The organism is Actinopolymorpha rutila, assembly GCF_013407855.1.
Taxonomy (GTDB): domain Bacteria; phylum Actinomycetota; class Actinomycetes; order Propionibacteriales; family Actinopolymorphaceae; genus Actinopolymorpha; species Actinopolymorpha rutila.
This window is the reverse complement of sequence record NZ_JACBZH010000001.1, coordinates 4,121,215-4,146,529: the sequence shown is the minus strand read 5'-3', so window position 1 is coordinate 4,146,529 and position 25,315 is coordinate 4,121,215. Positions and strand designations below refer to the sequence as shown.

Annotated in this window: 28 protein-coding genes, 1 tRNA gene and 2 pseudogenes; 18 read left to right on the top strand and 13 right to left on the bottom strand. The window is 66.6% G+C overall.

Annotated features, from left to right (window positions below; genetic code table 11):
• Positions 1-205 precede the first annotated feature (205 nt).
• The 6 genes and pseudogenes from F4554_RS18500 to F4554_RS34050 form a co-directional block, all read left to right on the top strand.
• Positions 206-1,333, top strand: coding sequence for an MASE1 domain-containing protein (locus F4554_RS18500; RefSeq protein WP_179788728.1), 1,128 nt, complete (start codon positions 206-208; stop codon positions 1,331-1,333).
• 57 nt (positions 1,334-1,390) lie between these two features.
• Positions 1,391-2,059, top strand: a complete 669-nt coding sequence (locus F4554_RS18495) for a hypothetical protein (RefSeq protein WP_179788727.1) — start codon at positions 1,391-1,393, stop codon at positions 2,057-2,059.
• A gap of 850 nt (positions 2,060-2,909) precedes the next feature.
• The gene (locus F4554_RS18490) at positions 2,910-3,320 is read left to right on the top strand and encodes a circadian clock KaiB family protein (protein WP_202889349.1); all 411 of its coding nucleotides are present in this window, start codon (positions 2,910-2,912) and stop codon (positions 3,318-3,320) included.
• The gene (gene kaiC / locus F4554_RS18485) at positions 3,310-4,785 is read left to right on the top strand and encodes a circadian clock protein KaiC (RefSeq protein WP_337796094.1); all 1,476 of its coding nucleotides are present in this window, start codon (positions 3,310-3,312) and stop codon (positions 4,783-4,785) included. Before F4554_RS18490 ends, kaiC begins: the two co-directional genes overlap by 11 nt.
• A gap of 104 nt (positions 4,786-4,889) precedes the next feature.
• Positions 4,890-5,108 (top strand): hypothetical protein, encoded by a 219-nt coding sequence (locus F4554_RS18480; RefSeq protein ID WP_179788726.1) that lies wholly within the window; start codon positions 4,890-4,892, stop codon positions 5,106-5,108.
• Positions 5,109-5,237: 129 nt separating this feature from the next.
• Positions 5,238-5,540 (top strand): annotated as a pseudogene (locus F4554_RS34050) (ANTAR domain-containing protein); the annotation flags it as partial.
• On the opposite strand, the gene F4554_RS34045 reads toward F4554_RS34050, so the two are convergent.
• Positions 5,477-5,869: a leucine zipper domain-containing protein gene (locus F4554_RS34045; protein WP_420360755.1), complete on the bottom strand. Its 393-nt coding sequence runs from the start codon at positions 5,867-5,869 to the stop codon at positions 5,477-5,479. The pseudogene F4554_RS34050 and the gene F4554_RS34045 overlap by 64 nt on opposite strands.
• Before the next feature lie 205 nt (positions 5,870-6,074).
• Between F4554_RS34045 and F4554_RS18470 the strand changes: the two genes are divergently transcribed.
• From F4554_RS18470 to F4554_RS18455, 4 genes are all read left to right on the top strand, one after another.
• Positions 6,075-6,536: a cupin domain-containing protein gene (locus tag F4554_RS18470; protein WP_179788724.1), complete on the top strand. Its 462-nt coding sequence runs from the start codon at positions 6,075-6,077 to the stop codon at positions 6,534-6,536.
• 80 nt (positions 6,537-6,616) lie between these two features.
• Entirely contained in the window at positions 6,617-7,360 is a 744-nt protein-coding gene (locus F4554_RS18465; RefSeq protein ID WP_179788723.1) for an SDR family oxidoreductase, read from the top strand.
• Between the two features lie 8 nt (positions 7,361-7,368).
• A complete protein-coding gene (locus F4554_RS18460) occupies positions 7,369-8,196 on the top strand; it encodes an aquaporin (protein ID WP_179788722.1) in 828 nt (275 codons plus the stop codon).
• A 6-nt stretch (positions 8,197-8,202) separates the two neighbouring features.
• Positions 8,203-8,832, top strand: coding sequence for an HD domain-containing protein (locus F4554_RS18455; protein ID WP_179788721.1), 630 nt, complete (start codon positions 8,203-8,205; stop codon positions 8,830-8,832).
• Positions 8,833-9,156: 324 nt separating this feature from the next.
• Here the strand turns inward: F4554_RS18455 and F4554_RS18450 are convergent, their stop codons facing one another.
• From F4554_RS18450 to F4554_RS18435, 5 genes are all read right to left on the bottom strand, one after another.
• Positions 9,157-9,750, bottom strand: a complete 594-nt coding sequence (locus F4554_RS18450; protein WP_179788720.1) for a hypothetical protein — start codon at positions 9,748-9,750, stop codon at positions 9,157-9,159.
• A gap of 1,268 nt (positions 9,751-11,018) precedes the next feature.
• On the bottom strand, positions 11,019-11,726 hold the full coding sequence (locus F4554_RS18445; protein WP_202889347.1) for a hypothetical protein: 708 nt from the start codon (positions 11,724-11,726) through the stop codon (positions 11,019-11,021).
• Positions 11,711-11,914: a hypothetical protein gene (locus tag F4554_RS31530; RefSeq protein WP_202889346.1), complete on the bottom strand. Its 204-nt coding sequence runs from the start codon at positions 11,912-11,914 to the stop codon at positions 11,711-11,713. Before F4554_RS31530 ends, F4554_RS18445 begins: the two co-directional genes overlap by 16 nt.
• Before the next feature lie 884 nt (positions 11,915-12,798).
• Positions 12,799-13,557 carry a hypothetical protein gene (locus tag F4554_RS18440; RefSeq protein WP_202889345.1) on the bottom strand — a complete coding sequence of 253 codons (759 nt, stop codon included), beginning with the start codon at positions 13,555-13,557 and terminating at the stop codon, positions 12,799-12,801.
• A gap of 41 nt (positions 13,558-13,598) precedes the next feature.
• A complete protein-coding gene (locus F4554_RS18435; RefSeq protein ID WP_202889344.1) occupies positions 13,599-13,778 on the bottom strand; it encodes an SHOCT domain-containing protein in 180 nt (59 codons plus the stop codon).
• Positions 13,779-14,135: 357 nt separating this feature from the next.
• On the opposite strand from F4554_RS18435, the gene F4554_RS18430 reads away from it, so the two are divergent.
• A complete protein-coding gene (locus F4554_RS18430; protein WP_337796093.1) occupies positions 14,136-14,867 on the top strand; it encodes a sulfite exporter TauE/SafE family protein in 732 nt (243 codons plus the stop codon).
• Between the two features lie 104 nt (positions 14,868-14,971).
• On the opposite strand, the gene F4554_RS18425 is transcribed toward F4554_RS18430, so the two are convergent.
• On the bottom strand, positions 14,972-15,325 hold the full coding sequence (locus F4554_RS18425) for an ArsR/SmtB family transcription factor (protein ID WP_179788718.1): 354 nt from the start codon (positions 15,323-15,325) through the stop codon (positions 14,972-14,974).
• Between the two features lie 78 nt (positions 15,326-15,403).
• Between F4554_RS18425 and F4554_RS18420 the strand changes: the two genes are divergently transcribed.
• Positions 15,404-16,483 carry a flavin-containing monooxygenase gene (locus tag F4554_RS18420; protein WP_179788717.1) on the top strand — a complete coding sequence of 360 codons (1,080 nt, stop codon included), beginning with the start codon at positions 15,404-15,406 and terminating at the stop codon, positions 16,481-16,483.
• Positions 16,484-16,579: 96 nt separating this feature from the next.
• Here F4554_RS18420 and F4554_RS18415 read toward each other — a convergent pair whose 3' ends face one another.
• The 3 genes from F4554_RS18415 to arsB form a co-directional block, all read right to left on the bottom strand.
• Positions 16,580-17,017: an arsenate-mycothiol transferase ArsC gene (locus tag F4554_RS18415; RefSeq protein WP_179788716.1), complete on the bottom strand. Its 438-nt coding sequence runs from the start codon at positions 17,015-17,017 to the stop codon at positions 16,580-16,582.
• Positions 17,018-17,027: 10 nt separating this feature from the next.
• Entirely contained in the window at positions 17,028-17,684 is a 657-nt protein-coding gene (locus F4554_RS18410; protein WP_179788715.1) for an arsenate-mycothiol transferase ArsC, read from the bottom strand.
• A 148-nt stretch (positions 17,685-17,832) separates the two neighbouring features.
• The gene (gene arsB, locus F4554_RS18405) at positions 17,833-18,942 is read right to left on the bottom strand and encodes an ACR3 family arsenite efflux transporter (protein ID WP_202889343.1); all 1,110 of its coding nucleotides are present in this window, start codon (positions 18,940-18,942) and stop codon (positions 17,833-17,835) included.
• Between the two features lie 52 nt (positions 18,943-18,994).
• Between arsB and F4554_RS18400 the strand changes: the two genes are divergently transcribed.
• On the top strand, positions 18,995-19,315 hold the full coding sequence (locus F4554_RS18400; RefSeq protein ID WP_179788714.1) for an ArsR/SmtB family transcription factor: 321 nt from the start codon (positions 18,995-18,997) through the stop codon (positions 19,313-19,315).
• A 102-nt stretch (positions 19,316-19,417) separates the two neighbouring features.
• Here the strand turns inward: F4554_RS18400 and F4554_RS18395 are convergent, their stop codons facing one another.
• Positions 19,418-19,963 carry an ArsI/CadI family heavy metal resistance metalloenzyme gene (locus F4554_RS18395; RefSeq protein ID WP_179788713.1) on the bottom strand — a complete coding sequence of 182 codons (546 nt, stop codon included), beginning with the start codon at positions 19,961-19,963 and terminating at the stop codon, positions 19,418-19,420.
• A 450-nt stretch (positions 19,964-20,413) separates the two neighbouring features.
• Between F4554_RS18395 and F4554_RS18390 the strand changes: the two genes are divergently transcribed.
• The 3 genes from F4554_RS18390 to F4554_RS34040 all read left to right on the top strand — a co-directional run bounded on the left by F4554_RS18390 (position 20,414) and on the right by F4554_RS34040 (position 21,852).
• A complete protein-coding gene (locus F4554_RS18390; protein ID WP_272955887.1) occupies positions 20,414-20,779 on the top strand; it encodes an ArsR/SmtB family transcription factor in 366 nt (121 codons plus the stop codon).
• 77 nt (positions 20,780-20,856) lie between these two features.
• Positions 20,857-21,396, top strand: a complete 540-nt coding sequence (locus F4554_RS18385) for a DinB family protein (RefSeq protein ID WP_337796092.1) — start codon at positions 20,857-20,859, stop codon at positions 21,394-21,396.
• A 111-nt stretch (positions 21,397-21,507) separates the two neighbouring features.
• Complete coding sequence (locus F4554_RS34040; RefSeq protein ID WP_420360726.1) at positions 21,508-21,852, top strand: prolyl oligopeptidase family serine peptidase; 345 nt, start codon at positions 21,508-21,510, stop codon at positions 21,850-21,852.
• 386 nt (positions 21,853-22,238) lie between these two features.
• Here F4554_RS34040 and F4554_RS18375 read toward each other — a convergent pair whose 3' ends face one another.
• Complete coding sequence (locus tag F4554_RS18375; protein WP_179788710.1) at positions 22,239-23,090, bottom strand: hypothetical protein; 852 nt, start codon at positions 23,088-23,090, stop codon at positions 22,239-22,241.
• A gap of 203 nt (positions 23,091-23,293) precedes the next feature.
• Between F4554_RS18375 and F4554_RS18370 the strand changes: the two are divergent.
• Positions 23,294-24,060, top strand: a pseudogene (locus tag F4554_RS18370) (IS256 family transposase); the annotation flags it as partial.
• Positions 24,061-24,218: 158 nt separating this feature from the next.
• Here F4554_RS18370 and F4554_RS18365 read toward each other — a convergent pair.
• A tRNA-Arg gene (locus F4554_RS18365) sits at positions 24,219-24,295 on the bottom strand.
• Between the two features lie 215 nt (positions 24,296-24,510).
• Between F4554_RS18365 and ssb the strand changes: the two genes are divergently transcribed.
• Positions 24,511-25,128 carry a single-stranded DNA-binding protein gene (gene ssb / locus F4554_RS18360; RefSeq protein ID WP_179788709.1) on the top strand — a complete coding sequence of 206 codons (618 nt, stop codon included), beginning with the start codon at positions 24,511-24,513 and terminating at the stop codon, positions 25,126-25,128.
• Positions 25,129-25,315 lie beyond the last annotated feature (187 nt).

Sequence of the window (25,315 nt, the reverse complement as noted above, 5' to 3'; positions counted from 1 at the left end):
CGTCGGGCGATCTACCCCTCGTTCACACCCTGGCTACCGTCAACAACCTCATGAGCCACAACAACTAGACGCCGCCCATCTGCTCCTTGTCGCACCGTTCCGGTCTGAACCTTATTGTCACCCTGCCTGGCATCGGCAGCGTGACTGGGTGTCCGAGCTAGCGTCAAGTCGTATTGGGGATTCCCGCAGGCTCCGACGCTCCCTGGTGGTCGGTGCGCTGAACCTTGGGCTCGCCGTCACCTCGTTGCTGACGGCACGACTCGGGCTCCTGGTGGGGGTGGAGCCAGGGGAGGCCAGCCCCATCTGGCCGCCCACCGGCCTCGGGTTGGCTGCCCTCCTGCTCCTCGGGTTTTGGATGTGGCCCGGGATCATGCTGGGCTCGATGGCGGCCAACGGGTTCACAAGCCCTCCAGCTGCGAACATTCCCACCGCGATCGGAACCACCCTCGCCTGCCCGTGCGCGTACTGGGCACTGCGCAAGATCCACTTCCGGACCGAACTCGACCGGCTGAAAGACGCGCTTGCGCTGGTGTTCCTCGCCGCTTTCGGTGCGATGCTCATCAGTTCCACCATCGGAACCACGCTGCTCATGCTCGGGGGTGACATACGGGCTAGCGACTTCCTCGCGACGTGGTTGACCTGGTGGACCGGTGACGCGATGGGTGTCCTGCTGGTTACGCCCCTGCTGCTTACCCTCGTGAAGCTCCCATGGACACGCGACGTCGATACGTTGAAATCGACCGAGATTATTGCCTTGCTCGCGGTCACCTTCGTGCTCGTCATCATCACCGAAGCGGTGTTCGGGATCCTGTTCCTCACTTTCCCGCTGATCGTCTGGGTGGCGTGGCGGTTCCACCTTCCCGGGGCCGCACCCGTCGGACTACTCGCCTCGACCGTGGCCATCACCGCTGCCCTGCGCGGGACAGGGGTCTTCGCCGGGCACAGCCTGGCCGAGAGAATGGTGATCCTCCAAATGTTCAACGGCTCGGTTGCGCTGGTCGCACTGCTCCTCTCCGTAGCTCTCGTCGAGCGCCAGCGATCGCGCGCAGAACTCGAACGGACGTGCAGCCGACTCGGAGAGGTCATCAACCACCTTGATCAAGCGATGCGGCCGACAGAACAAACATCCTCGGGCATTGGGCAGAACGCGCACAGGACACACGAACAGAGCGGCCATCTCCTTGGAGAGCCGGACACTGACCATGCTGTTGGCCGGCGGGCCGGCGGGCCGGCGGGCCGGCGGGCCGGCGGGCCGGCGGGCCGGCGGGCCGCTCGTCGCCGACCGGCCGCCAGCCAAGCAGCTCGTGGTCACGGTGGCCATCCCCACAGATAGAGACTTGGCGGCTTGCTTCCCACCATCTGACCAGCCTGTTGACGCCGCGTAAGTGTCATGAAGAGGGGCAAAGGTCAGAGGGATGGGCCGAGCGTATCGATTCGGAGAGTCACTGTGGAGGCAACCGATCATCTCGACCGGGCAATCGGCAGCGCCGTCGCCGCCCTACAACAGGGAACGATCGAAGACTGGCAGAGAACGGCCGGGCCCCTGGATTGGACCTGCCGGTTCACCGCCGATCACACCGCACACTGCATGCAGCTGTACGCGCTCCAGCTCGCGAGTATGACGCAGACGCACTACGTGAGCTTCTTCTCCCGAGCCCTGGAGGACGCAACGCCGTCGGACGTGCTCGAACTGCTCGAGGTGAGCGGTCATCTTCTATCCGCTGTGGTTCGAGGCGCGGAGCCAACCGATCGCGGCTTTCATCCCTTCGGCGCGGCAGACGCTGAGGGGACGGCGGGTATGGGATGCATCGAGTTGCTCGTCCACACCGGAGACATCGCGACAGGGCTCAATCTGCCGTTCCAACCCCCCGCAGACACCTGTGCTTGGGTCCTCGCCAGGATGTTCCCCGACCGCCATGCTGAACTCGAGGCAGCCGACGTTACGAACGTCGATCCCTGGTCAGCTCTGAGATGGGCCACCGGTCGCACCCCGCTGCCAGGGCTAACACCTGTAGGGCCCACCTGGAAGTGGCACAGCTCACCACTCACCGATGAATAGGTCCGACAGCAGCGAAGTACAAAAACGCCAGCAACTGTCGTCTGCCCCTGCCGACCCGAGATGGCATGACGCACACCTTGCGATGCCGGCCACGGACTCGATCCTGACCGGCATCACACACCCTGCAGTCCGCGGCGGCCGTCCCACGCTACTACGGCGTCCAGTCACAGACGTGGCAGATCACCGGCCTGCTGCCACCGGGGGGTGTCGATTCCGATGGTTCGGCCGACGATCCTGCACATGCCGAGCAGTGCGGCCGCGCGCAACCGGCAGGCCGCAGTGCTCCGACGTAGTCAAGACCTTTGATGGCCTCGTCGGCCTGTCGCGACAACTCGGCAGCCCTGCTGTAATCGGCGGGCTCCTGGCGGACGTCGACGGGTATGGCGTCGCCCTGCAACAGCTGGGCGACGCCATGGCGGACGGGGCGCACGCCCATTTCTCCTCACCGGTACAGCTACTGAGGTAGTCGCCCGGCGGCTGGAGATGCACACGGGGGAAGGCAATGTGGACGGACATCAGAAGTCCATGACGGGTCGAGGTCCAGGCCCTGAGCGAAGGTTCCGGCTCTGCTCTCGGACTGCATCCCGGTGGTTCGAGGTGCCAAAGGGGGCAACCGTACGGCCAAACCGGCCTGGCCGCAGGACTTTTGCTCAGATCTCTCCGGGCAATTTGCGCCCGGCTTAGCGTGGCGGAGGGCCTTCGCGTCGGAGGACCCTCCGCCGGACAGGGACGTTGGGGAGCTGGCCAACCTGTCTGCCCCGTTCCCAATACGCGGCTGGCTCAACCGCGCCGTCGGAGCCTTCAGCGTGAGCGGAAGCTGTCCCCATCTGCCAGCCCTCGGAATAGATTTGTGGGAGTCCCCTCACTCGTCGGAGGAGGCCAGAATCCGCGGGCAGGCACCGATGGGACAAAGCCTGTGAATGAGGACACCAAGGACGCGCTCCCTCCCTGGACACCGTACGTACTGACGTTGTTCGTCTTTGGTCCGGACGAGTCCTCCAGGCGGGCTGCGACCCATCTGCGCAGGCTGTGCGATGAACTTGTCGGCGGCCAGTACCGCCTTGAGGTCGTGGACGTGGGAGAAGACCCTGAGCTTGCTGAGGAGTTCGGGATCTTCGTGACGCCGACCGTTGTGCGCACCCAGCCACTGCCTCAGTTCCGGGTGATCGGCGACCTGTCGGACGACGCGCGGACGGCCGCGGCGCTCGGGTTCCCCGCACCGCTTGACCCGCTGGAAAGGAGGCGGTCCGGTGACAATTGACAGTGAACCCGCCGAGAAAGTCCCTACGGGGATCAGCGGTCTGGATCCGATCGCCCTTGGAGGTCTGCCGCGCGGCAGTTCCACCCTGGTCACCGGCACGACAGGTACCGGGAAGACGTTGTTCGCGATCGAGTTCCTGGCCCGCGGCGTGGCCGACTACTCCCAGCCAGGTGTGTACGTGACGTTCGAGGAGAAGGCCGAGGACATCCGCCGGAACGCCAGGAGGTTCGGCTTCCCGATCGATGAGTGGGAGCGGGAGGGCTTGTGGGCCTTCGTCGACGGCTCCGATCATCTCGCGACCGAAACAGTCACGTCCGGCACCTACAACTACGCCGCCCTGGTCAGCCGCGTGTCCAGCGCCATTCGACGGATCAGCGCCGCCCGCGTTTCGCTGGACTCCATCGGGGCGATCCTGGCCAGGTATCCGGATGTGGCGACCGTACGGGGAGAACTTCTGCGGTTCGTGTCCAGCTTGAAGGAACTCGATGTCACGTCGGTCCTTACAGCCGAGCGGCGGGAGGAACACGACGGGGTTTCTCTTCTCGGCACCGAGGAGTACGTCGTGGACAACGTGATCGTTCTGCGAAACCTGCTGCATGCCGAGCGGCGTCGCCGCACGATCGAGATCGTGAAGTTCCGCGGTGCCCGGCACCGGACGGGGGAGTGGCTGTTCACCATCGACCCGGGCGAAGGTCTGGTGATCATCCCGCTCGCTTTCCTGGCGCCCCGCGAGGAGGCGTCCGCAGTCCGGGTTTCGACAGGGACACCCGACTTGGACCAGATGTGCGAGGGAGGCGTCTTCAAAGATGCCGTGATCTTGCTCACCGGTCCCACCGGCGCCGGCAAGACACTCACCGGACTCATGTTCGCCCGGGCCGCCTACGCAAGCGGAGAGCGGTGCTTGTTCTACACCTACGACGAGCCACGTGACCGGCTGGTACGAAGTGCGGCAGGGTGGGGCCTCGACCTGACGACTATGGAGGAGTCCGGCCTGCTGCGAGTGGTCTCGGTCTACCCTGAGGCAGCCTCGCTGGAGGACCACTTCCTCAGCCTGCGTAGGAACGTCGAAGAATTCTCGCCGAACCGGCTGGTCATCGACACCCTGTCGGCGCTGGAGCGCATCGTCACTCCCCGAGGACTCCTGGACTTCGTGATAGCACTGGGCGCGGTGCTACGGGAGCGCGAGATCACCACGTTGCTGACATCCGCACCATCTGGCCGCTTCACCTCCACCATCACCCCCGCCATCGCGCTGGAAAGCACAAGCCTGGCCGACGTAGGAATCAACATCCGCTACGTCGAACACGCCGGCAACATCCAGCGCGCCATCGCCATCCTGCAAACCCGTGGATCCGGCCACGACTCCGCCGTACGCCAGGTCACCATGGAAGCCGGACAAGGGATGCGGATCGGCGACCCACTCCCACACACCGCCCACCTCCTGCCCAACGAGGGCGGGATGTGAAGTGCGCACCCGACGACTTCCAAGATGGGGGTCCTCCGATCCGGGTGCGCCAGGGGGAGGACCGGCATGGCGGGGGGCGCCGGTTAAGCCTTTGTGGGGCAACGATGGAAACCGGTCCGCTCTCCCGCCACATCGCGGACGCAGCCCGAGAGCTGCAGGATGAGACCGACGCGCAGGCCACCTTGGACAAAGCTGTCGGACTGGCGGTGCGCCTGGTAGGCGCCGCCGAAGAGGCAGCGATCTCGCTGGTGCACCGTGGCGGCCGAATATATACCCCGGCCGCCACCAGCGACGTGGAGCGCAGGGTCGACAAACTGCAGTAGGAGCTGGACCAGGGGCCGTGTCTTGACGCGATCCGCAAGGAAGAGCTCGTGCTCGCACCAGATCTCGCGACGGACACCCGCTGGTCTCAGTGGGGCAGCCGTGTCGCCTAGGAAACCGGAATCCGCAGCATGATGTGTCTTCGCCTGTTCACCTACGCCCATACCGTCGGAGCTTTGAACCTCTACGCCCGCTCCCGCAATGCGTTCGGCAGGGATGACGTAGAGCAGGGTCAGGCGCTGGCAGCGCATGCTGCGGTGGCGGTCGTCGGTGCGCAGAGGATCGATCAACTGAGCGTCGCCTTGGATACCAGAACGGTGATCGCGCAGGCGCAGGGCATATTGATGGAGAGATATCGGTTCACGGCGGATCAGGCCTTCAACGTGCTCGTCCGTGTGTCGTCCCAGGCCAACGTCAAGCTGCGAGATGTGGCGATAGAACTCGTCGAGACGCGTCGAACCCCTGGGTACAGGCCACCGGAGCCCCCTGACGCCGACGGCGTTCCGTTGCGCGAACTATCTCGCTCCACCCGCTCCGGCGCCCGATGCGGACACGAAGCCGGCCGAGACGACCGACCAGCCAACCCGGCGACGCCCTCACTCAGATACCGGCCCACCCGCGTATGCACCGACTGGCCAGAGACCCCGACCTGGGCCGCCACCTCCCTCACCGACGCACCCCGCCAGCCACCCGAACCGCGCCAACCGCCAGGTGACGTGCCCGGTCCCTGGATGGACGTTTGGGCCCCAGTACCGGCTGCCATGATCCCCTCCTGCCTTCGTCGCTTCGCAGCCAGCGTGGTGGGTAGTGAGCCATGTCGGTGTCGGGCAGGCGCTCGTATGGCCGCTGATGTCGTCTGCGGGCCGAGCTAGGAGCGCGGGTAGGGGAGTCGTACGGCTACGGCCGGCCCCGCAGCGTCACCAGCAAAAGAACCTCCGCGCGACGGCAGAGCGAACAGGAGACCAGTCATGATTGGGACGAGGGTCGCCGCCGGCGTGCTGGCCGTTGTCACGCTGACCGGAGTCGCGGCCTGCCCCACGGACGAGCCCGCCAACGCGAAGATGTCGACTGCCGTCGTGGCATCGAAGCGGCCGACGGAAAGTCTCAAGCCACTGCTCGAGCAGCGCCTCCCGAATGTCAAAGGTAAGGCGTTCACCTCGGTGATCGTTTCCTTCCCGCCAGATGCGCGTGCGAAGCCGCACCGGCACGGCGAGGCGTTCGTGTACGCGTACGTGCTCGAAGGCGTCGTTCGCAGCGAACTCGCCGGCAAGCCCGCGAAGACCTACCGCGAGGGCGAGAACTGGGTCGAGCCGCCGGGCAGCCACCACGTCCTCACCGAGAACACCAGCCGGACTGAACCGGCCAAGCTCCTGGTCGTCTTCGTCTCGAACACCGGGGACAAACTCAAGGTCGACGACCCGGGGTCGTAGGTGCCCAGCAGGGGGTGCCTGAGTTGGGCGAGCCAGCGGACGGCCAGTACGACTGAGGAGGAAGGATCACCGTGGGCACCATGCGAATCGCTGTCGCGGGAGCGACCGGGAACATCGGCGCGCTGACCGTTGCGGCCCTGGCACGACGTGGACATGACGTCGTCCGTATCAGCCGTTCGCTCGGGGTGGACCTGGCGACGGCTGGGGGCCTCGACGCCGCCCTGACCGGGGTGGATGCCGTTGTGGACGTGACGAACTACATGGCGCCGGGCCGGGAGGAGACAGTGGCGTTCTTCGGCACGGCCACCCGGAACCTGCTCGCCGCTGAGGAACGCGCCGGTGTCCGCCACCACGTACTGCTCTCGATCGCTGGGGTGGATCGGGTGGACGGCAACGCGCACTACGCCGGCAAGCGTGAGCAGGAGTGCATCGTGACCGAGGGGCCGGTGCCGTGGACCATCGTGCCGGCCACCCAGTTCTACGACTTCGCCGCGACGATGAGGAGCTGGACCGAGCAGGACGGCGTCGCCGCGATCCCACCGCTGCTCGTACAGCCGATCGCCCCCGAGGAAGTGGCCGAGGTCCTCGCCGAGATAGCCACGGGCGCGCCGCAGGGACGCTACCGCGAGATCGCCGGGCCGGAGCCACAGGACCTGGTGGACATGGCCAGGCGTACCAACGAAGCGCGCGGCCACCCGGTCAGGCTCGAGCCCACCTGGTCGTCGCTGCTCGGCCCGGAGATGGCCGGAGACGTACTCCTGCCCGGTGAGGACGCCCGCATCACGCCGACCACCTTCGATGAGTGGCTCTCGAAGCAGCGATAGCCCCGCCGATGACCTCCGCGGCTGACCGGACGCGGCCGGATCCTCAGGACTCGCCGGTGGGTCACCTGTGGCAGTACAGCACCTACGAAGCGGGGCTGACCATGGTCCTGATGTTCGGTGTGGCGACCGTCGTGCGCTGGGTCATCGGCGAGTCACCGGTGTCCCGGGCGGTTCCCGATATTCACCTCAAACTGGTCGTGGTCGGCGTCGCGGTGGGTCTCCTGCTGTCCGGGCTGATTCTCAGCCCGCTGGGGAGGGCCTCCGGCGGGCACATGAACCCTGCGATATCGCTGGCCATGTGGCCCTTCGGAGTCTTCCCGGGCCGGGGCGTTCTGCCCTACTGGGCGGCTCAGCTGGCGGGTTCCGTTCTGGGTGTAGTGCTGGCCCGTCTGGTGTGGGGCGCTCCGGTCGCGAGACCGCCTGTCGCATACTCCGCCCTCAGGCCCGCACCTGGCTGGTCCAACGCGTCGCTGTTCGCGGCGGAGACCGCGAGCATGGCCGTGATCGTCGTGCTGGTGGGAGCCTTCCTTTCCGCACCTCGGTTGGCTCCGCGCGTGCCGTGGCTGGTCGGCGGCCTCATAGGCGTAGGCATTGTCGGCCTCGGGACTGTCACCGGGCCGTGCGTCAACCCAGCCCGTCAGTTCGGGCCCGCCGTCCTCGCGGGCCAGTCGGACTTCCTTGCCACCTACCTGATCGCGCCGATGGTCGGCGCGGTCGTGGCCGCGGTGCTGCTCGGCCGGTTCCATCGATGCAGGTTGCTGACACATCGGCTGTGTGGACCACGACGCAGCACTGATGCCGTGCAGGACGAACGCCGATCAGGACACAGGGGGTAGACGAGTATGGCTGATGTGACCTTCGACGGCCTCGCGGTGCCGTCGAACACCGAGACGTCGGACGCCGCACTGGAGATGGCGTCCGCCTACTTCTCGCCCGCACTGCTCAACCATTCGGTACGGGTCTACCTGTGGGCATCGGCCCTCGGCGCGGCGCGGGACATCCGTTTCGACCCCGAACTGCTGTACGTGGCGTCGATGTTCCACGACTTCGGCCTGGTGCCGGAGTTCGACAGCCACACCATCTCGTTCGAGAAGGCGGGCGGCCATGTGGCCGGTGTGTTCGCGGCCGGCGCGGGCTGGCCCGTGGACCGCCGGGAACACCTGTCGCAGCTGATCTTCCGGCACATCTGTGGGGACCGGGTGGAGGAGTCCGGGGATCCCCAGGGCTTCCTCCTAGCGCGGGCGGCCGGGGTGGAGATCACCGGCCGGCACGCGGAGGAGATCCCGTCCGGTTTCAGGGCCGACGTGCTCCAGCGTCACCCCCGGCTCGGCTTCGTCGAGGAGTTCCTGACGCTCTATCACGACCAGGCTGAGCGCAAACCTGACGGCCCGCCCGCAGCCTCGATCCGGGCCGACCTCGACGGGAGGATGGCGGGCAACCCACTCGACGACACTTCGCCGGCCGGAGACTGAGCACGGACCCCAAGCCTCACGCCAGCTTTGGTTGTCACCCTGCTCGCCTCCGACGGGCTGACCAACGCCTACATGCACCACCTTCACCCGGAAGGCGACACTCGGACTCCGTGAGACAGGCTGCGTCGTGGTGGGGATGGCGACCCGCCACCAGAGTGGAGTGGTCGCAATGGGTCCCAGCTGCCTGCCCGGCTGCGCGGAACCTCGAGGCGAGAGGCCGACGAGCAGTGACGTGGCGCCGGCGGCGTCGCTCCGCGTGACCCATGACCGCTCCGCTCGGGCTTTCAATCCGGCTGGTTGGGAGGCGGATGTAAACAGGAGCGGTCAGTGTGACCCGTCGATGATGTGGTAGACCTCTTCGATCACGGGCTCCGTTTGCGCAACCTCAGTGAGCCCGAGATCGACCGCGGTACGGACAAGTTGGTCGAAGTAGGCTCGGAGCGCTTCTTCGGCTTCCCAGACGGAGATGATGCGGAGTTCGTCGCCCTCGCGGTAGCAGACGTGGTAGAGCCGCTCGGCCGGTGCCCCCAGGCCTGCTTCATCGAGGGACTCGGCGATCTGGTAGCACTGTGCAGCGGTCATCCCGGGCGGATCGAACTTGACCAAGAGACGTCGCCGCGGCTCAGTGGCTGTCCGTTTAGATTTGATGATGGTGTGTACTTGGTGGACGTCGGGTTCGTACAGCACGATTCCGAGTTCCTTGAGAGCGGGAACGAGTGTTTCGGCGAATTCCTGGAATTGCCCCCGGTCGATGGCGGGCGGTGTATCCCAGATGTCGACAACCTTCAGCCGGTCCTTAGGCCCGTAGGCGACGTGGTAGAGGCGGCCCGGGGGAGAGCCCGCGCCGGCCTCCTCCAGCATTAGGAGGAGGTGGTCGTAGGTCTCGGCACTCTGGATGGACAGTTCGAACTTGTACAAGAGCGCCATCCTGACATTGCCTTCCCTGCGGCCACGCCGCCGAACTGGTCGCTTTGTGAGGTCCCGCCACCGGGGTACGCGAGGGCGAGACTTGCATGAGCCAGCCTCGCTTCTTCCATACTCGCACCGTGATGCAGTCGAGGGACAACGAGTCGGCTGGCAGGCATCCGTCTCATTCGTCCGTTTCGCGCCCGCCGTTCACGCAGGAACGACCGGTCTCAGCTCGCGCCTGCGGGAGCCCGGGCGAACAGTGACGCCGGCAACGACGACCTTCACAGCGAGTGGAGGAGAACATTGTCTTGTCCTATGTGACAACCACCGTGGCTGACTTCTACTGGGACGTGCTCGACCAAAGCGATCGTGGCGGTCAAGCGTCGGCGAATCCGATGGAGCCCCTCCCAAGCCGCCGTGTCCGAAGGTCTGGGCGCCTAGCAGACCGAGGCGCCGCGTACACGGGCGGAAACGAAAGATCTACGGTCAGATGTAGGCGGCCACCCCAGCCACCAAAGCGACCACGACCACCACGACGAAAATGACCATGCGCGCATACCTACCCCCCGCTGCCGGTCAGTATTCCTGGTACAACTCGCACAATGCGCCGCTGATCTCGGCGGGGGTGTCACCATGCGTCATCAGCGACCGCATCAACGCCGCGTCGGTGCCTGCTTCTGCGGCCGCTGCCAAGACCCCCGGTGCCCGTCTCGATGTCAGGGTCGACCGCGACCTCACGCTCACCGAGCCACACCATCACCATCGGCGCGAATCTCGTGCGGACGTCGTCCCGATCCCTTCGCTTGGCGCCGCCACGTTGACTGCGGTGCCGACAGGTTCGGTGCCCCACTCGCACACCGGTGCGCACCGCGGGCCTTCAGAGCTAGATGTGATCCAGAAACATCTAGGTCCCCGGAGACACCCGCGTATGCGCGGGATGCATATCAGGAGAGGCCGAAGAACTCCGTAACCCCTCACACTGGTTCACCAGCCGCCCACGACTCAACGTGCCGTCCTCGATCCGCGCGAGCACCAGGTCAACGGTGTACTCCATACGCCCCGTTGCACGATCTCATACCGGCCCGTGCCGATAGCCGCGTAGAGCACGTCCGCGATCCACGTCCGGGTGACCGTGCGGGCGGTGACGTGCGCCGGACCCGGTACAGCCTGTTTTGGATGTCCTCGACGATTCGCCATCGAAGACCGGCAGGACAGGCGGCGCGTTCGGCCGGTGTCCGCAGGCTGGTCTTCTTGTACTCGCAGTCCTGGCACGACCATTACGGCAAGTAACGTTTCACCAAGCCGGTCGGTGAGGAACTATGACTGTGCTCAACCGGTCGGGTTCCGGTCTGGTCGCGGATGTGGAGAACGAGGGCGGCCAGCGCGTTGGGGACGGTGGAGCTTTCCATCCTCAGGACGCGGTAACGGTTGTGCAGCACCTCGCCGTGTACGCGCAGTTCGGACTCGAACTGTGACGGGTCACCGACGACGACCTCGGCGAAGATGAGGTCGTCGGTGTCGGGGAGATCGTGGTCCTCGCGCATCTGGCGGATCTTGTCGCGGTACTCCGCCGGGTCACGCGCATCGGGCTCGTTGGCGATCAGGCGCACCCGGCGGCGAGCGCGGTCACGGACGAACCGCTGCGCCGTCTCGTCCAAAACGACGTCGGTCACCCGCAGCTCGAAGGCCCGCGCGAACCGGGACAGGAACGACACGACGATGATCGCCGCGATGAAACACGCCCCGATCTTCACCCCGTCGGGGCGTTCGACGACGTTAGCCAAGGTGGTGTAGACGAACACGGCAGCGATGACCCCGATTGCGATCGTCCAGCGATGCTCCCGTGCCCGGCGCGCGGCGATCATCACCGCCAGGAACGCCACCGCCGTGAGGACCAGCACCATCGGACGCGTGGCACGTGCCCAGTGCGGCGCCATGCCGTACCGCGGCAGGTAGCGCGGCAGCAGGTTCAGCAGCCCGGCCATCGCCGACGCACCCGCGAACCACAAGATCGCGACCGTCGACAGTCGTAGGCGGAGCCGAACGCGCTGCCGTGGTGTTCGTGGGCGAGGTAGGCAAGCGCCCGGCCGTTGGCCGGCCCGCCGGGCTGGAAGTCCTTGGCGGGAATCAGCAGTGTGGTGACGACACTGCTGGTGACGAGGAAGGCGCTCATGATCAGCGCCGCGGTGGTCAGCAGCTTCCTGTACCCCTGATCCTGCCGTCAGGGCCCACATCCACTTCGAGTGGACCGAAGGCAATCCGGTCACGCACTTCCTGCGCTTCTTCCTCTTCGGCGTCGGCGAGGTGGCCCCCGTCACCCGCGAAGTCCTCCGCGGCGCCGAACCCGACCCCTCCCGCCGCCCGCACGTCCACGTCGGCTGAGCGGCGACGAATGAGCAGTCGCGGCTGTCCATCGGCGACGGCCAGTACCGGTGGCCTGCCCACGAGGTCTGTTGGTTCGCGGCCAGCCAGTCCGGCCGCAACACCGACCTCGCGATGTCATCGACGCGTTCGTCGAAGACATGCGCGGCACGTCGGCGGCCCTCGCCGCGTTCGGTGGACGGATTGGGCGATGGCATGGCGTGCAGTGAACGAATTGCTGGCGGCGAAGGCCTTCGGTCGGCGGCTAGCCGGGCACGCCCACAGGTTCGCGGCTCCGCTCGCAGATCCCTCACGGGTCGGCAGACGGCGCTTCCGCAGGTCAGAGCGGGTGCGCCCGGGAGGATTCGAACCTCCGACAACCCGGATTAGAAGAATCACACGCAGCGTCTACAACGCCCTCACCAGCAGCTTTACCACCAAGATCACCCCCTCCAGCCCCATGGCGAACAGCGGCAGACGGCATTTCGCACCCCATCCCGCACCCCGGACGAGCCTGTGGGAGGTCCGGCTGGCCACCCGGCCCGCGGACGAAGTGTGGACCTTCGGACTTAAGCGAGCGGAGATCCTCTCGTCGGCCCAAGCCGGCGCTTTTGACCCAGAGCCCTGCTTGATCGATGCACTGCTTCGGTGCCGTGGTTGGCTGGCTGGCTGGTTGGCGTAGCTGGCGCAGACTCCTCAACGTCCCTTGGCGGAGGTTCTGGCTGGTTCTTGCGTGCGCAGAAACTGGCCGTGCCAGGTGTGGTACCAGACCGCGCCTGACTGCGCGTTGACCGACAGCATCCCCACGATGCGGTCGCCGCGCTGGGTGTGGAGGGTGTAGTAGCCGGGGAACGCTTCGGGATCACCGGCCCGCAGGCCCGTCTGGTGTTGCTGGAGCCACAGGTCAGCCAGACGCCGCGCTTGGCTCGGACTGACCGAGGCCGTGGTCGACCCGGTGCCCGGCGGGCCTGGCGGCATATCCCCGGGCATGCCGCCGGGGCGCATCATCATGTTCATGCCGTACGTGGTGTTCCACATCATGGCCGGGCCGTACTCGATGTGGACCGCGCCGCTGGGGTCGATGAGTACCTCGGTCGCCCGCCGGCCAGTCGAGGTGAGGAACTCGGCGTAGTAGCCGTTGCTGAACTGCATGATCTCCCCGACCCGAAGCCCCAACGGACCGGCGGCCCGTTGCGCGGCTCGTCGGGCGGCGGCCATGTCAGCCACCGGGCCGGTCCCGGGCGTCAGATACATCATCCCGTAGCCCGGTCCGTGCATCCGGTGCATCCAGCCGTGGTCGTCGCCGTGCATCCAGCCGTGGTCGTCGCCGTGCATCCAGCCGTGGTCATGCATCCGGCCGTAGCCAGGGGCGCCGGGACCCGACGCGCCGGCGTGACCGTAAGCGCCAACGCCTACCCACAGGATCGATGCCAGGAGCGCGACCACCGCGGCCACGAGCACGACCAGGGGAAGCCGCCGATCCCGAACCCAGCTGCTCATTGGGGTTCCTGCCGCCGTCCGGGTAGACGTGCTTTCAACTCGTCGTAGGTGGCGGTGTCGATCTCCCCGCTGGCGAGCCGGCGGTCGAGGATCTCCTGCGGAGATTCCTCCCGGCGCGCGGGCCCGACCTCACCCCGTCCCCCTGCGGGATGGACGAGCCGGGTCACAGCCCACACGATCACAACGATGAGTACCAGCCAGAAGAGCGACATTACGAGCCAGCCGCTCCCGCCCATGCCGCCCCATCCGCAGCCACCCCATCCGCACATAACAGGTCCTTCGGACGTTGCTTCGGGTGTTTCTGTCACACCTTTCCGCTGTCGACGCTAGGCAGCCCGTATCAGCGGGAGCAGGGTCCTCGGGCCCTGCCGCACAGGGGCAGATTCCGCCTCGCGCGGGCAACAGCCAACCCGCCCGGCAAGCCCGAGGACGGGCGCCCATCTAGTGGTCGCTCTCCTCCCGGGGATCTTGGGTTTGGTCTCGCAGTAAGCCCCTGAGCGGGGGTGATGGATTGTCTACGTCAGGCTGGACGGGTGACTTCTGGTTTGTTGGGCACGCTGGCGGTGGCCTCGGCTGCGGCGTTTGCTCTGGCTCTGCTGTCGGCTGTGGCGGGGTTCGGCGGTGGGGTCTTGTTGTTGCCGGTGTTCACGCTCCTGTTCGGGCTACGCGTGGCCATTCCGATGCTTACGCTGACCCAACTGTCGAGCAACGCCGCACGCGTGTGGTTGAACCGCGTGGATCTGCGATGGCCACTGATCGGCTGGTTCGCCGCCGGAGCGGTGCCGTTGGCGTTCGCCGGGGGGCTGATGTTGGCGCGGGCTCCTCTCGGGCCACTCCAGCGCCTGCTCGGTGTCTTCCTCATCGGCGTGGTGGTGTGGCGGCGAGCCAACCCGCACCCGTTCAAACCCAGCGACCCCGCGTTCGCCGGCGTCGGCGCGGCCTCCGGCCTGGGGTCGGCGCTGCTCGGGTCAGTCGGCCCGTTGACCGCACCGTTCTTCCTCGCCTACGGCCTGACGCGCTCCGCCTACATCGGCACCGAGGCTGCCAGCGCCCTCACCATGCATCTGACCAAGATCGCCGCCTACGGTGCCGGCGACCTTCTCACGCCCCGCGTACTGCTCTATGGAGCCGCGCTGACCCCAGCCACTCTGGCGGGCGCATGGGTGGGCAAGAAGATTGTTGGCCGGATCAGTGACCGTGCTTTCATCGTCCTTGTCGAATTCGGCCTACTCGCAGCCGGTGCCCTCTTCCTGGCTGGCCTCTAGCGGTACATCGCGCCGCTGCGGTCTGAGCCGTCGTCGCGAACTCTGGTGGCGCCGACCCGGTTCCGGGAAGGTGCCTGCAGCTGGTCGCGCTACGGCGTCGCCGGTCAACAGCAGTTCTCGAGGTATGCCTGCAGGTCGGCCAGGGCCGCGAGGGTCCCTTCGCGGTCGGCGCGGTAGAGCACAACCTTCCCTTCACGTCGGGAGGTCACGATCCCTCCGCGCCGTAGGAGAGTGAGCTGTTGGGAAGCGGTCGATTGGCCGACGCCGGCACGTTCGGCGATCTCGTTCACCGACAGTTCCGCCCCCCGGGCGAAGAGCAGCATGATTCGCTGACGCGTCGGGCTGGCGAGTGCCTTCAGGAACTCATGTGTGGCCGCCGCGATCTCGACCTCGCTCGCCGCACATGTCGTCCGGGCACCGGGGAGGTCGTCGTCGGGGACGGTCGCCTGCTTGGCCATGCTCCTCCTCCCGTTCCGGCCTCAACCTAGCACCTATCGACGTATTGTCATATCTCGAACTGATGATACGTTGCCTTCATGTCGAACACCACAGAACCTGTTGTCATCGTCGGCGGCGGCCAGTCCGGCCTCGCCGCGGCCCGTGCGGCCCGCGACTGCGGCCTGCGTCCTCTGGTCCTGGAGGCCGGCGACCGGCCGGCGGGGTCCTGGCCTCACTACTACGACAGCCTCACGGTCTTCTCTCCGGCCGGTTACAGCTCGATGCCCGGTATGCCCTTCGGGGGCGATCCGGACAGGTATCCGACCCGCGACGAGACCGTGGCCTACCTGGAGCGCTACGCGGCCGGCCTCGACGTGGAGATCCGAACCAACACAACCGTTCAGAGCGTGGAAGCCGGCGAGCATGGCTTCACCGTCCAGACCGCGGACGGCCGGCGCATCGACGCGGCCGGCGTGGTCGCGGCGAGTGGTTCCTTCTCCCGCCCGTACGTCCCCGAACTCCCGGGGCTGGAGGGCTTCGGCGGAGAAGTTCTGCACGTGGCCGACTACCGCAATCCCAAGCCGTACGCCGGCCGGCGGGTGGTTGTCGTGGGCGGCGGCAACTCCGGCGTCCAGGTCGGTTACGAGCTGTCCGAGGTCGCGACCGTCACCCTCGCCACGCGTGCTCCGTTGACGTTCCTCCCGCAACGCACACGGGGCAAGGACCTGCACTACTGGCTGCGGACCCTGGGGTTCGACGACCTTCCACCGGCATGGTTGGCCCGCATCGTCACCGGACCTCTGGTGCTGGACACCGGCCGCTACCAAGCCGCCTTCGACTCCGGCCGGCTCGATCGGCGCCCCATGTTCGCCACCCTCGACGGCGACCGCATCGTGTGGGCCGACGGAACACGGGAACGGGTCGACGTGGTGCTGTTCGCGACCGGGTACCGGCCGAGCCTTGAGTACCTGAGAGGGCTCGGCGCGTTCGACCCGAACGGTATGCCTGTGCACAGCGGCGGAATCTCCCTCACGCACCCCGGGCTGGTCTATGTGGGGTTGGAGTTCCAGAGGTCCTTCTCGTCCAACACGCTGCGAGGGGCGAGCCGAGACGCCGACTACGTGATGGCCCCACTGGCTGCGCACGTCCAGGGCGCTGCTGCCGCCGGCAGCCTCTGACCAGAACAGATCCATCGCGAACCGGCACACCCACACCATCGGGTTTGGCGGTGGGGGCCTGGGCCCGGCGATCGGCCGGCCCATTCCGCCGACCTGTCAGCTGGTCTTGAGTACCGACGGCGGCAGTTCGATGTCGGGGACGAGCTCCACAAGCAGGGCGCGGACGCGAGAGTCGAGGTCGGCGACGATACGGCGAACGGTGGCCTCGTCCTGGCCGCCGGGGTCGTCGACGGGCCAGTCGACGTACTTCACCCCTGGTACGTAGGGGCATTCCTCCCCGCATCCGAGGGTGATGGCCAGATCGCTGGCGGCGATCGTCTCGCGGGTGAGCAGCTTGGGGTGCTCCTTGGAGGTGTCCAGCCCGAGCTTGTTGAGGACGTCGGCGACCTCGGGGTGGATGTGCTCGCCGGGCTGGGTACCGGCCGAAACGGCGGTGACGCGGCCGGCCGCGTAGTGCTCGGTGAGCACCCGGGCCGCGACGGACCGGCCGCCGTTGCGCACGCACGCGAACACGATCTGGGGACGGTCGTTCATGCGGCTTCCTTCACTGTTCGCGGATCGTCGTGTGGCTTGGGCCGTCGACGAGTTCGGCCAGGAGCGCGGTGACGCGGTGGGCGATGTCGTCGCGGATGCTTCGGATGGTCTGCAGGTCGTGCCCTGCCGGGTCGGCGACGTCCCAGTCGAGGTAGCGGCGGCCGGGCACCACGGGACAGGAATCGCCACAACCCATGGTGACCACGATGTCGGCGTTGGTGACCACCTCATCGGACAGAGGTTTCGGGAACGCCTCACCCGCGCCTGCTCCCAGTTCCTGCAGCGCGGTGAGCACCTCGGGCTGAACCTCGGCTGCCGGGCTGGTGCCGGCGGACACAGCGTGGACCCGGCCAGAGGCGGCCTGCGCCATGAGGGCCGCGGCCATGATCGAACGGCCGGAGTTACCGGTGCACACGAACAGCACCAGTGGCTGCGGGTGCGCTTCAGGGGCCACTGCTCGCGCGGCGGCCGTGAGCCGTTCGCGGGCGAACCGGTACGCCAGTACGGGCAGGTAGCCGTGGATTCGGGCCGGAAGCAGAGCGCGGTAGCTGTCAGTCAGACACGCCCCGACAGTCTCCGAACCGAAAACGCCGGCGAACTCCGCGGCCAGATCCTTCAGCGCCGCATCAAGTCGCTCATCGTGCGCGGGTGGGTCAACGGTCGTCATCGGCAGCTCATCCTGATTCATCATCAAACGCTGATGCGTCTGGACGCTACCGCCAGTGGGTGGCGCCTTGGCGACCGGTTTCGGAACGCCAGGTGAACACGCCGGCCCGGCTCACGGCGGCGGTCACCCGGCATCGACGATGACATCCCTACGCTCCCGGCTCGGGGGTCTGGTCGGGAAAGTATCGGCGTGCCCACAGGCTCACGTAGACCAGGCCGACCAGGACCGGAACCTCGATCAGCGGTCCGACGACTCCGGCGAGAGCCTGGCCGCTGGTCACGCCGAACACCGCGATCGCGACCGCGATGGCGAGTTCGAAGTTGTTGCCGGCGGCGGTGAACGCCACGGTGGTGGAACGGCTGTAGCCCAGGCCGACGGTGCGGGAGATGACCATGGACCCACCCCACGTGAGCGCGAAGTACACCACGAGGGGTATGGCGATGCGGGCGACGTCGAGGGGTTCGGAGGTGATCGCCCGGCCCTGGAGCGCGAACAGGATGACGATGGTGAAGAGCAGCCCGTACAGCGCCCATGGTCCCAGCCGGGGGAGCAGCCGTGACTCGTACCACTCGCGGCCTCGACGGCGCTCGCCCAATCGGCGGGTCAGGTAGCCGGCGAGCAGTGGGATGCCGAGGAAGACGACGACACTGCCGGCGATCTGCCCCGGGGACACGTCGATGCCGGTGGTGTCCAGGCCGAGCAGCCCGGGGAGCAGGTTCAGGTAGAACCAGCCGAGCAGTCCGAACGCCAGGACCTGGAAGACGGAGTTCAACGCCACCAGGACCGCCGCGGCTTCGCGATCACCGCACGCCAGGTCGTTCCAGATGATCACCATGGCGATACAGCGGGCGAGGCCGACGACGATCAGACCCGTTCGGTACTCCGGAAGATCGGCGAGGAACGTCCAGGCCAGGGCGAACATCAGCGCCGGACCGACCACCCAGTTGAGCACCAGCGACAAGACCATCGTGCGCCGGTCGCGGGCGACGTGGCCCACCTCGTCATAGCGGACCTTCGCGAGTACGGGATACATCATCACCAGCAGGCCCAGTGCGATCGGCAGCGACACCGAGCTCACCTTGATGGCGTCCAGGACGCCGGCGATGCCGGGCACCCACCGTCCGAGCAGGAGACCCGCGACCATCGCGAACCCGATCCAGACCGGCAGGAACCGGTCCAGACGAGACAGCCCGCCCACCACCCCATGCGGGGCGGCGCCCGTCGAACGTGCGTCGATGGCGGTAGAAGGCTGGCTCATCGTTCTCCTCAGCGCTTGGCGAGCCGGTCGGCGGCCGATAACATATCAACCGATGATGACATCACCAAGCACTGATACCTCGGTCGGCCCGCTGTTCAAGGTGCTGGCCGATCCGCTGCGCCGCCGCATCGTCGACCTGCTCGCGCGGGAGCAGTTGTGCACCTGCCACCTGGTCGAGGAGACAGGTGCCGGCCAGACGACGATCAGCAACGCCCTTCGGTTGCTTAGGGAGGCCGGGGTCGTCGAGACCGAACCCTGCGGCCGGTTCACCTACTACCGGCTGCGCCCTGAGGTGCTGCACGCCCTGGCCGGCGAAGTGGCCCAGCTCGCGGCCCACGCCGACGCCGCGCTGACCCGTAAGCGGCCCTGCTGACCGCCGGTCGTGGTGCGAGCTTGACGCAGACAACGGGCCCACCTCGCGGGAGGCAGACCCGTTGTGGCTTGGCGGTCGACTACGAGGAGCCGATCCGAGACGCTAGCCGGCGCAGCACGCTCCGGCGCCGCCGGCCGGCGCAACGGCCAACTGGCCTTCGGTTTTGGAGGTATTGCCGACACCGCCACAACAACCGCCGTCGCCTGCCTTGAGCGGCTCGGCCGCCTCAGCGGCCCGGTCGCCGGAAGCGAGGTCGTCCGTCGTCTTGCCCTCCAGTTCGGCTCCGGCGTCGGCGAGAACGACGTAGTTCTCCCAGCGCTGCCCGTCCGGGCCGGTGACCCAGTGCTTGTCCTGCCGGGCGTAGCAGCAAACGACGTCGCCTTCGGTGTCCAGGGTCAGGCCCGCGGCCTCGAGCCGGTTGGCCTGCGCCTCGACCTCCTCCATCGACTCCCGTTCGACGCCGAGGTGGTTGAGGGTGCCGGTGGCTTCGGGGTTCTCGAACAGCACCAGCTTCAGCGGCGGGTTGTCGACCGCGAAGTTGGCGTACCCAGGACGGCGCTTGGCCGGCTGGGTGTCGAACAGCGTGGAGTAGAACTCCACGGCCGCGTCGATGTCGGCGACGTTGAGGGCCAGCTGAAGACGAGACATGAATCCTCCTGAGTGAGGTCGGCAAGGTCGGCCGAACTGGTGAACGCCGTTGGCGTCAGCAGCAGGGGGCGGGGGACTTTCCGGCTACCGAGGACCGGTGCGGTCGTGCCGCCACGGCCTGCAGGAGGCCGCTCACAGCCCCGGCGTACCCGGCAAGGAGGTAACCGTCGCGACGGGCGTGGTGTGCTGCGCGGCGCCGAGCCTCCGCGGCGCGGAGCAGATCGTCCCGGTGGGCCTGTGCCACTGCTTCGATCATGATCGGGTGCATGAGCCTTCTCCTCCATCGTCCGCCGGACCGTCCCGGTGGCCACGAGATAGATGATGGTCTATGCGAAGCGCATTGACAAGTATCTATCTGAACTTTCCTCTGCTGATCTGACGCCGGGGGTGCCCGGGGTCGTCAAGCCAGGGTTGATAGACAGCCGCCTATCTCGTGGCACTATGGGTGGCATGCCGAAGCCGCTGCCCGTGATCGAGTTGGCGTCTGCCGGAGGCGCCTGCTGCGCCCCGCTCGCCGACGCGCCGCTGACCGCCGAGCAGGCCGAGGATCTCGCCGTACGGCTGAAGGCGATCGCGGATCCGACCCGGCTACGGCTGCTGTCCCTGATGCTGGCCAGCCCGGGCATGCAGGCATGCACCTGCGACCTGACCGAACCCCTCGGGCTGACCCAGCCGACGATCACCCACCACCTGCGCAAGCTCACCGCGGCGGGCCTGGTCGTCCCCGAACGACGGGTCGGCAACTTCACCTACTACCGAGTGGTGAGCGACGCCCTGACCGGCCTCGCCGCCATCCTCGCCCCGGTCACCGCCTGACCGAGGGCGCTTGACACTGCAGCCCGCCGGCGCAGACTGAGGTCAGCCCTGCGGCCGGCGGGGCTTGGACCTGATGGGTGCGTGAGCCGCAGATGGACCGGCAGGCAATACATGCGGAGATGGAGCAGGCCCGCATGACCTTCCACGCGCTGGTGTCGCAGGCGTCGCCGGCCGCCCTCGAACGCGCCTCGGAGGGCACCCGGTGGACGAACCAGCAGTTGCTGTTCCACATGCTGTTCGGTTACATGATCGTCCGCAGACTTCTGCCGCTGGTACGGGCGTTCGGACGTCTACCGGTCGGGTTCAGCCGACGGTTCGCCTGGATACTCAACGCCACCACGAAACCCTTCCACGCCGTGAACTACCTCGGCTCCTGTGGCGGCGCGCTGGTGTTCCGCGGCACGCGCCTGACCAGGAAGTTCGATCGAACGGTGGCGGTGCTACACCGCAACCTCGACCACGAGACCGACGACGCCCTGGCGCGGGGCACGCACTTCCCCGTCGACTGGGACCCGTTCTTCGCAGACAAGATGAGGCTGTTCGACGTCTACCACTTCGGTACCCAGCACTTCGACTTCCACCAACGGCAACTGACCATCCAGCCGCCTGCCACGTAGGACAACCACGCCGGTCAGCGGCCACACCGCAGTGAGCGCGAGTGAACCGCGGGCTTCGCCTCGGAGATCTGGTGCACATGGCTCGGATGACATATCCGCAGATCAGAGCGGGTGCGCCCGGGAGTGTCCCGGGAGGATTCGAACCTCCGACAACCCGGACTAGAAGAATCACACGCAGCGTCTACAGCGCCCTCACCTGCATCTTTACCCTCCCCAGCCCCTCGGCGAGCAGTGGTGGACGTCGTTTCGCACCCCGTCCGGCACCCCGAAACCGGCCTGGTCGACCTGGAACGGGCCTATGTGATCGGGCACAGCTACGGCGGCAACCTGGTCAACCGCATTGTGACGAACGAGCATCCCTTCCGAGCTGCCGTGTGCTGGGAAAGCCTTTGCCGAACTGCGACTCCTCACGGGCACCAGCGTGGAGATGCGGAGCCGGTGGGGCGCAGGCACTAGGAGCGCACGGGCCTGGTCGGCCTACTCGCACAGCCCTCACCACTGCGAAGCGGTCACGCTCGCTTGGCGAACTGCCCGAGTCAGACGGCGACGTTGATCGCGTCCATTGTCGACCTGACGTCGTGGACGCGTATGCACCACAGGTTGTCGGAGGTAGCGAGCAGCGGAGATGGCGGCCGTAGCTGCGTCTCGTTCGTGGGCCGGCCGGGGGTGACCGGTCACTGGATCAGCGAGTAGCTGGGGTCGGCGAGTCCACCAGACACGTCGTTCACCAGACACGCACCCGCCTCGACCGATCACCTGAGAAGTCGCCCTGCACCTCGTGCGGAGTCCCCGGAGGGCGCGGCCGGTCTCAGGTAACCGCCTTGACGCGACCGGCAAGTTTCTCATGACCACAATCTGCCCACAATAGTAAAAGCGAACGTTACATAGGAGAATTCGATTAGTCCGACAAGTATGATTGTCAACGATCCGATAGTGCCGGTCGGCTCATTCAATGCGATACTGAGAAAGCTTAGAATTGTCGATCGCAATCCCACGACATAAACGTCCACGATATATCCGGCGGTCAGTCCGGATTGTGGACGAGCGGGAAAGTCTCGAAATCCGGAGAATTGTGTTCCAACCAGCACTATGAGCGCGAAAGCGCTGAATAGGGATATCAGTCCGCTGCCAACGTAGACCTTTAGTTCCGAGGTTCGCCGTTTTTCGGCCTTCTTGTGCGGCTTCTCCGGCCACCGGTGATACCAGTTGGCCCAGGTATCCATCTTTTGCGCCGAAAGGACTGACTCCGCAGCGATCGCAATGCTTCCCAGGTTAAGCAGGAAAGCGATCGTAAGCATGAACGACCGGTAGGGAGCCGCCTCAGGAAAAAGGGCGAATACAGAGATCGCGGCTGACAGGACAACTGGATACACGAAGTACCTCCACCAAAATCGAACCGTCCTGGCAGTGAAAGCGCGTACGCGCTTTCCGAACGGCCCGGACTGGATTGACCAGTACAGCAGTAGGTACGATTTGATCCCGAAGAATAGGAAGACATTGTGCGCTCCACAACTTAGATAGAGCGGCCAGACGCGAGTTGGATCGTCGATAAAAGCCTGATCCTTTTTTCTCAGCTTGCGTATGAATTCTGGGCCGTGTCGCGCGATCCACACGTTGGAGGCGAAGAGGTGTTCTACTCGGAGCACGGTAATGACCGTGACCAGCACGCAGATGACTTCTATGGCAGTTGCCACGGCTCTTCCCCCGGAATCTTGTACACGGTCAGGATGCGGATAGTTTAGTGAACAAGCGCGAGGCCAGAGTGGCGTTCATCAAAGTGGTGTACCGCAGGCGCTCGTTAAGGGCGTGTGGTAGACGTAGTGCGGTCATCGCGTGATCCTTCGACTGAGTTCCGCTCAAGCTCAAGGAGACCTACGCGGTGACCGCCACGACCAGTATGACCCCTGGCCGGTTCCTGCACGAACAGCTGTCGGCCGCGTCGCGGAACTTGCTGCGCAAACCGCTGACCACGTTCATCTACGCGCTGATGTCGGCGGAAGCCGACGCGGTCTGCGGCGCACCGTACGGGGCGTCCAGCCCGGACCGGACGAATCAGCGCAACGGCTACAGCCACCGTGACTTCAGCACTCGTGCGGGCACGATCGACCTGGCTTTCCCCCAAGCTCCGTTCGGGTTCGTACTTCCCGGACTGGTCGCTGGAGCGGCGCAGCCGGGCTGAACGGGCCCTGACATCAGCGGTGGCGACCTGGTACCTGCTCAGGGCGTCGACCCGGCGATGAAGAAACTCGTCGAACAACTCGGCATCACCCGCCTGTGCAAGTCCCAGGTCAGCGTCATGGCAGCGGAGCTGGATGAGCAGGTGGATGCGTTCCGCACCCGGCCCCTGGACGCCGACCCGTACACGTTCGTCGAGATGGACGCCCTCGTACTGAAGGTCAGAGAGGGCGGCCGGGTCGTCAGCGTGCACGCACTCGTTGCCACCCGGTGTCAACGCCGACGGACACCGGGAGATCCTCGGCGTCGACGCCACTAGCGCCGAAGACGGTGCCGGCTGGCTGGGGTTCCTGCGCGGTCTGGTCGCCCGCGGCCTGTCCGGTGTGGCCCTGGTGACCTCCGACGCCCACGCCGGCCTGGTCGCAGCGATCGGGCGCCACGCTGCCCCGCGCGGGCTGGCGACGCTGGCCAACCGGCTCGTCGGCATCCTCCACGGATGCCCCACCCACCGCACCAGCTACAACGAGACCACCGCCTGGCCAACCCAAGAAACCATCGCCGCTTGACAGCTAAGAGCCGTGGGATGTCTAGAGGCCGAGAGTGCAGGCCACTTGGAAGGCTTCAGAGTTGCATATCTGCAGGTCAGATGGTGCGCCCGGGAGGATTCGAACCTCCGACAACCCGGATTAGAAGTCCGGTGCTCTATCCGCTGAGCTACGGGCGCTGGTCTGCGTGCATATGACCGCGTGCTACTTCGTCGCGGCAAGAGCGTAGTGGCCATGCCGGACGCGGACAGACTAGTACCCGCCTCGGGCGTGCCAGTTTTCTGTCCACAGGTCGCGGTTCGGCGCCTTTGTCCACAGGCGGGGTTTGGGCGGGTCGAGCCGCCGGCGATCCGGGCCAAGGTGGTGACCACAGATCACGAAGAAGGGTCGCCCCATGAACGAGACGATGATCACCATCGCCGGCAACGTCGCCACCGAGCTGCGCTTCGTCCGCTCAGACCGCGGCACGTCGCTCGTGTCCTTCCGGCTCGCATCGACCCCGCGGCGGTACGACCGCAACCAGGGCGGCTGGGTGGACGGCCAAACGACCTACGTCACGGTCGTGTGCTGGCGCACCCTCGCCGAGAACGTCGCGGGCAGCCTCCACAAGGGAGACCCGGTGGTCGTCTTCGGCCGGCTCCGGGTGGAGAACTGGGAGCGCGACGGCAAGACGGGCACGACCGTCGAGATCGAGGCCCAGGCGCTCGGTCACGATCTGTCGAGGGGGACCTCGGCGTTCCGGCGAACCCGCCGCGAGCAGCGTGAGGTCACCTCCGACACCTCGCTGGCCGAGGAACTGGCCAGGAGCTGGGACACCGGCGAGACCGCCGACGGCTCCGACGCGGCAGGCGAGGAAGCGACATCCGGCGACACCGACCGCCCCGACGGGCACACAGACGTCGGCGTCGATCACCCCGAGGACGGCGCGATGCCCACGCGCCGGCGCGGCAGCGGCCAAAGCCCCCTGGCCGATGCCGCCACCTCGGACGGCGCCGATCGGCGGGCTGCCTGACCAGCCCGCCAGCAGAGGGTGCGGGCTTCCTGAGTGCCCGCCTCTCTAGCTGCCGGGCGGCGACCTCGCTCGCGGTGTAACCCACCCCCCACCGCGGACGTGCCCCCGGACGCCGCCCGGCAGCACCCCCACGTCGTCGGTGTTGCAGGATGGTAGTTGTCTTGTTTGCCCCCGACCCCGAGGTGGA

Bases quoted from the DNA above. Each gene is read 5' to 3' on its own strand.
- F4554_RS18465 (WP_179788723.1), top strand. From the start codon at position 6,617: ATGCGAATCGCTGTCGCGGGAGCGACCGGGAACATCGGCGCGCTGACC.
- F4554_RS18455 (WP_179788721.1), top strand. From the start codon at position 8,203: ATGGCTGATGTGACCTTCGACGGCCTCGCGGTGCCGTCGAACACCGAG.
- F4554_RS18445 (WP_202889347.1), bottom strand. From the start codon at position 11,726: ATGGCCGGGCTGCTGAACCTGCTGCCGCGCTACCTGCCGCGGTACGGC.
- F4554_RS18495 (WP_179788727.1), top strand. From the start codon at position 1,391: ATGAAGAGGGGCAAAGGTCAGAGGGATGGGCCGAGCGTATCGATTCGG.
- F4554_RS18395 (WP_179788713.1), bottom strand. From the start codon at position 19,963: ATGTCTCGTCTTCAGCTGGCCCTCAACGTCGCCGACATCGACGCGGCC.
- F4554_RS18410 (WP_179788715.1), bottom strand. From the start codon at position 17,684: ATGACGACCGTTGACCCACCCGCGCACGATGAGCGACTTGATGCGGCG.
- F4554_RS18425 (WP_179788718.1), bottom strand. From the start codon at position 15,325: ATGGCCAAGCAGGCGACCGTCCCCGACGACGACCTCCCCGGTGCCCGG.
- ssb (WP_179788709.1), top strand. From the start codon at position 24,511: ATGAACGAGACGATGATCACCATCGCCGGCAACGTCGCCACCGAGCTG.
- F4554_RS18400 (WP_179788714.1), top strand. From the start codon at position 18,995: ATGATGACATCACCAAGCACTGATACCTCGGTCGGCCCGCTGTTCAAG.
- F4554_RS18420 (WP_179788717.1), top strand. From the start codon at position 15,404: ATGTCGAACACCACAGAACCTGTTGTCATCGTCGGCGGCGGCCAGTCC.
- F4554_RS18390 (WP_272955887.1), top strand. From the start codon at position 20,414: ATGCCGAAGCCGCTGCCCGTGATCGAGTTGGCGTCTGCCGGAGGCGCC.
- F4554_RS34045 (WP_420360755.1), bottom strand. From the start codon at position 5,869: ATGGCAGCCGGTACTGGGGCCCAAACGTCCATCCAGGGACCGGGCACG.
- F4554_RS18480 (WP_179788726.1), top strand. From the start codon at position 4,890: ATGGAAACCGGTCCGCTCTCCCGCCACATCGCGGACGCAGCCCGAGAG.
- arsB (WP_202889343.1), bottom strand. From the start codon at position 18,942: ATGAGCCAGCCTTCTACCGCCATCGACGCACGTTCGACGGGCGCCGCC.
- F4554_RS18415 (WP_179788716.1), bottom strand. From the start codon at position 17,017: ATGAACGACCGTCCCCAGATCGTGTTCGCGTGCGTGCGCAACGGCGGC.
- F4554_RS18470 (WP_179788724.1), top strand. From the start codon at position 6,075: ATGATTGGGACGAGGGTCGCCGCCGGCGTGCTGGCCGTTGTCACGCTG.
- F4554_RS31530 (WP_202889346.1), bottom strand. From the start codon at position 11,914: ATGAGCGCCTTCCTCGTCACCAGCAGTGTCGTCACCACACTGCTGATT.
- F4554_RS18460 (WP_179788722.1), top strand. From the start codon at position 7,369: ATGACCTCCGCGGCTGACCGGACGCGGCCGGATCCTCAGGACTCGCCG.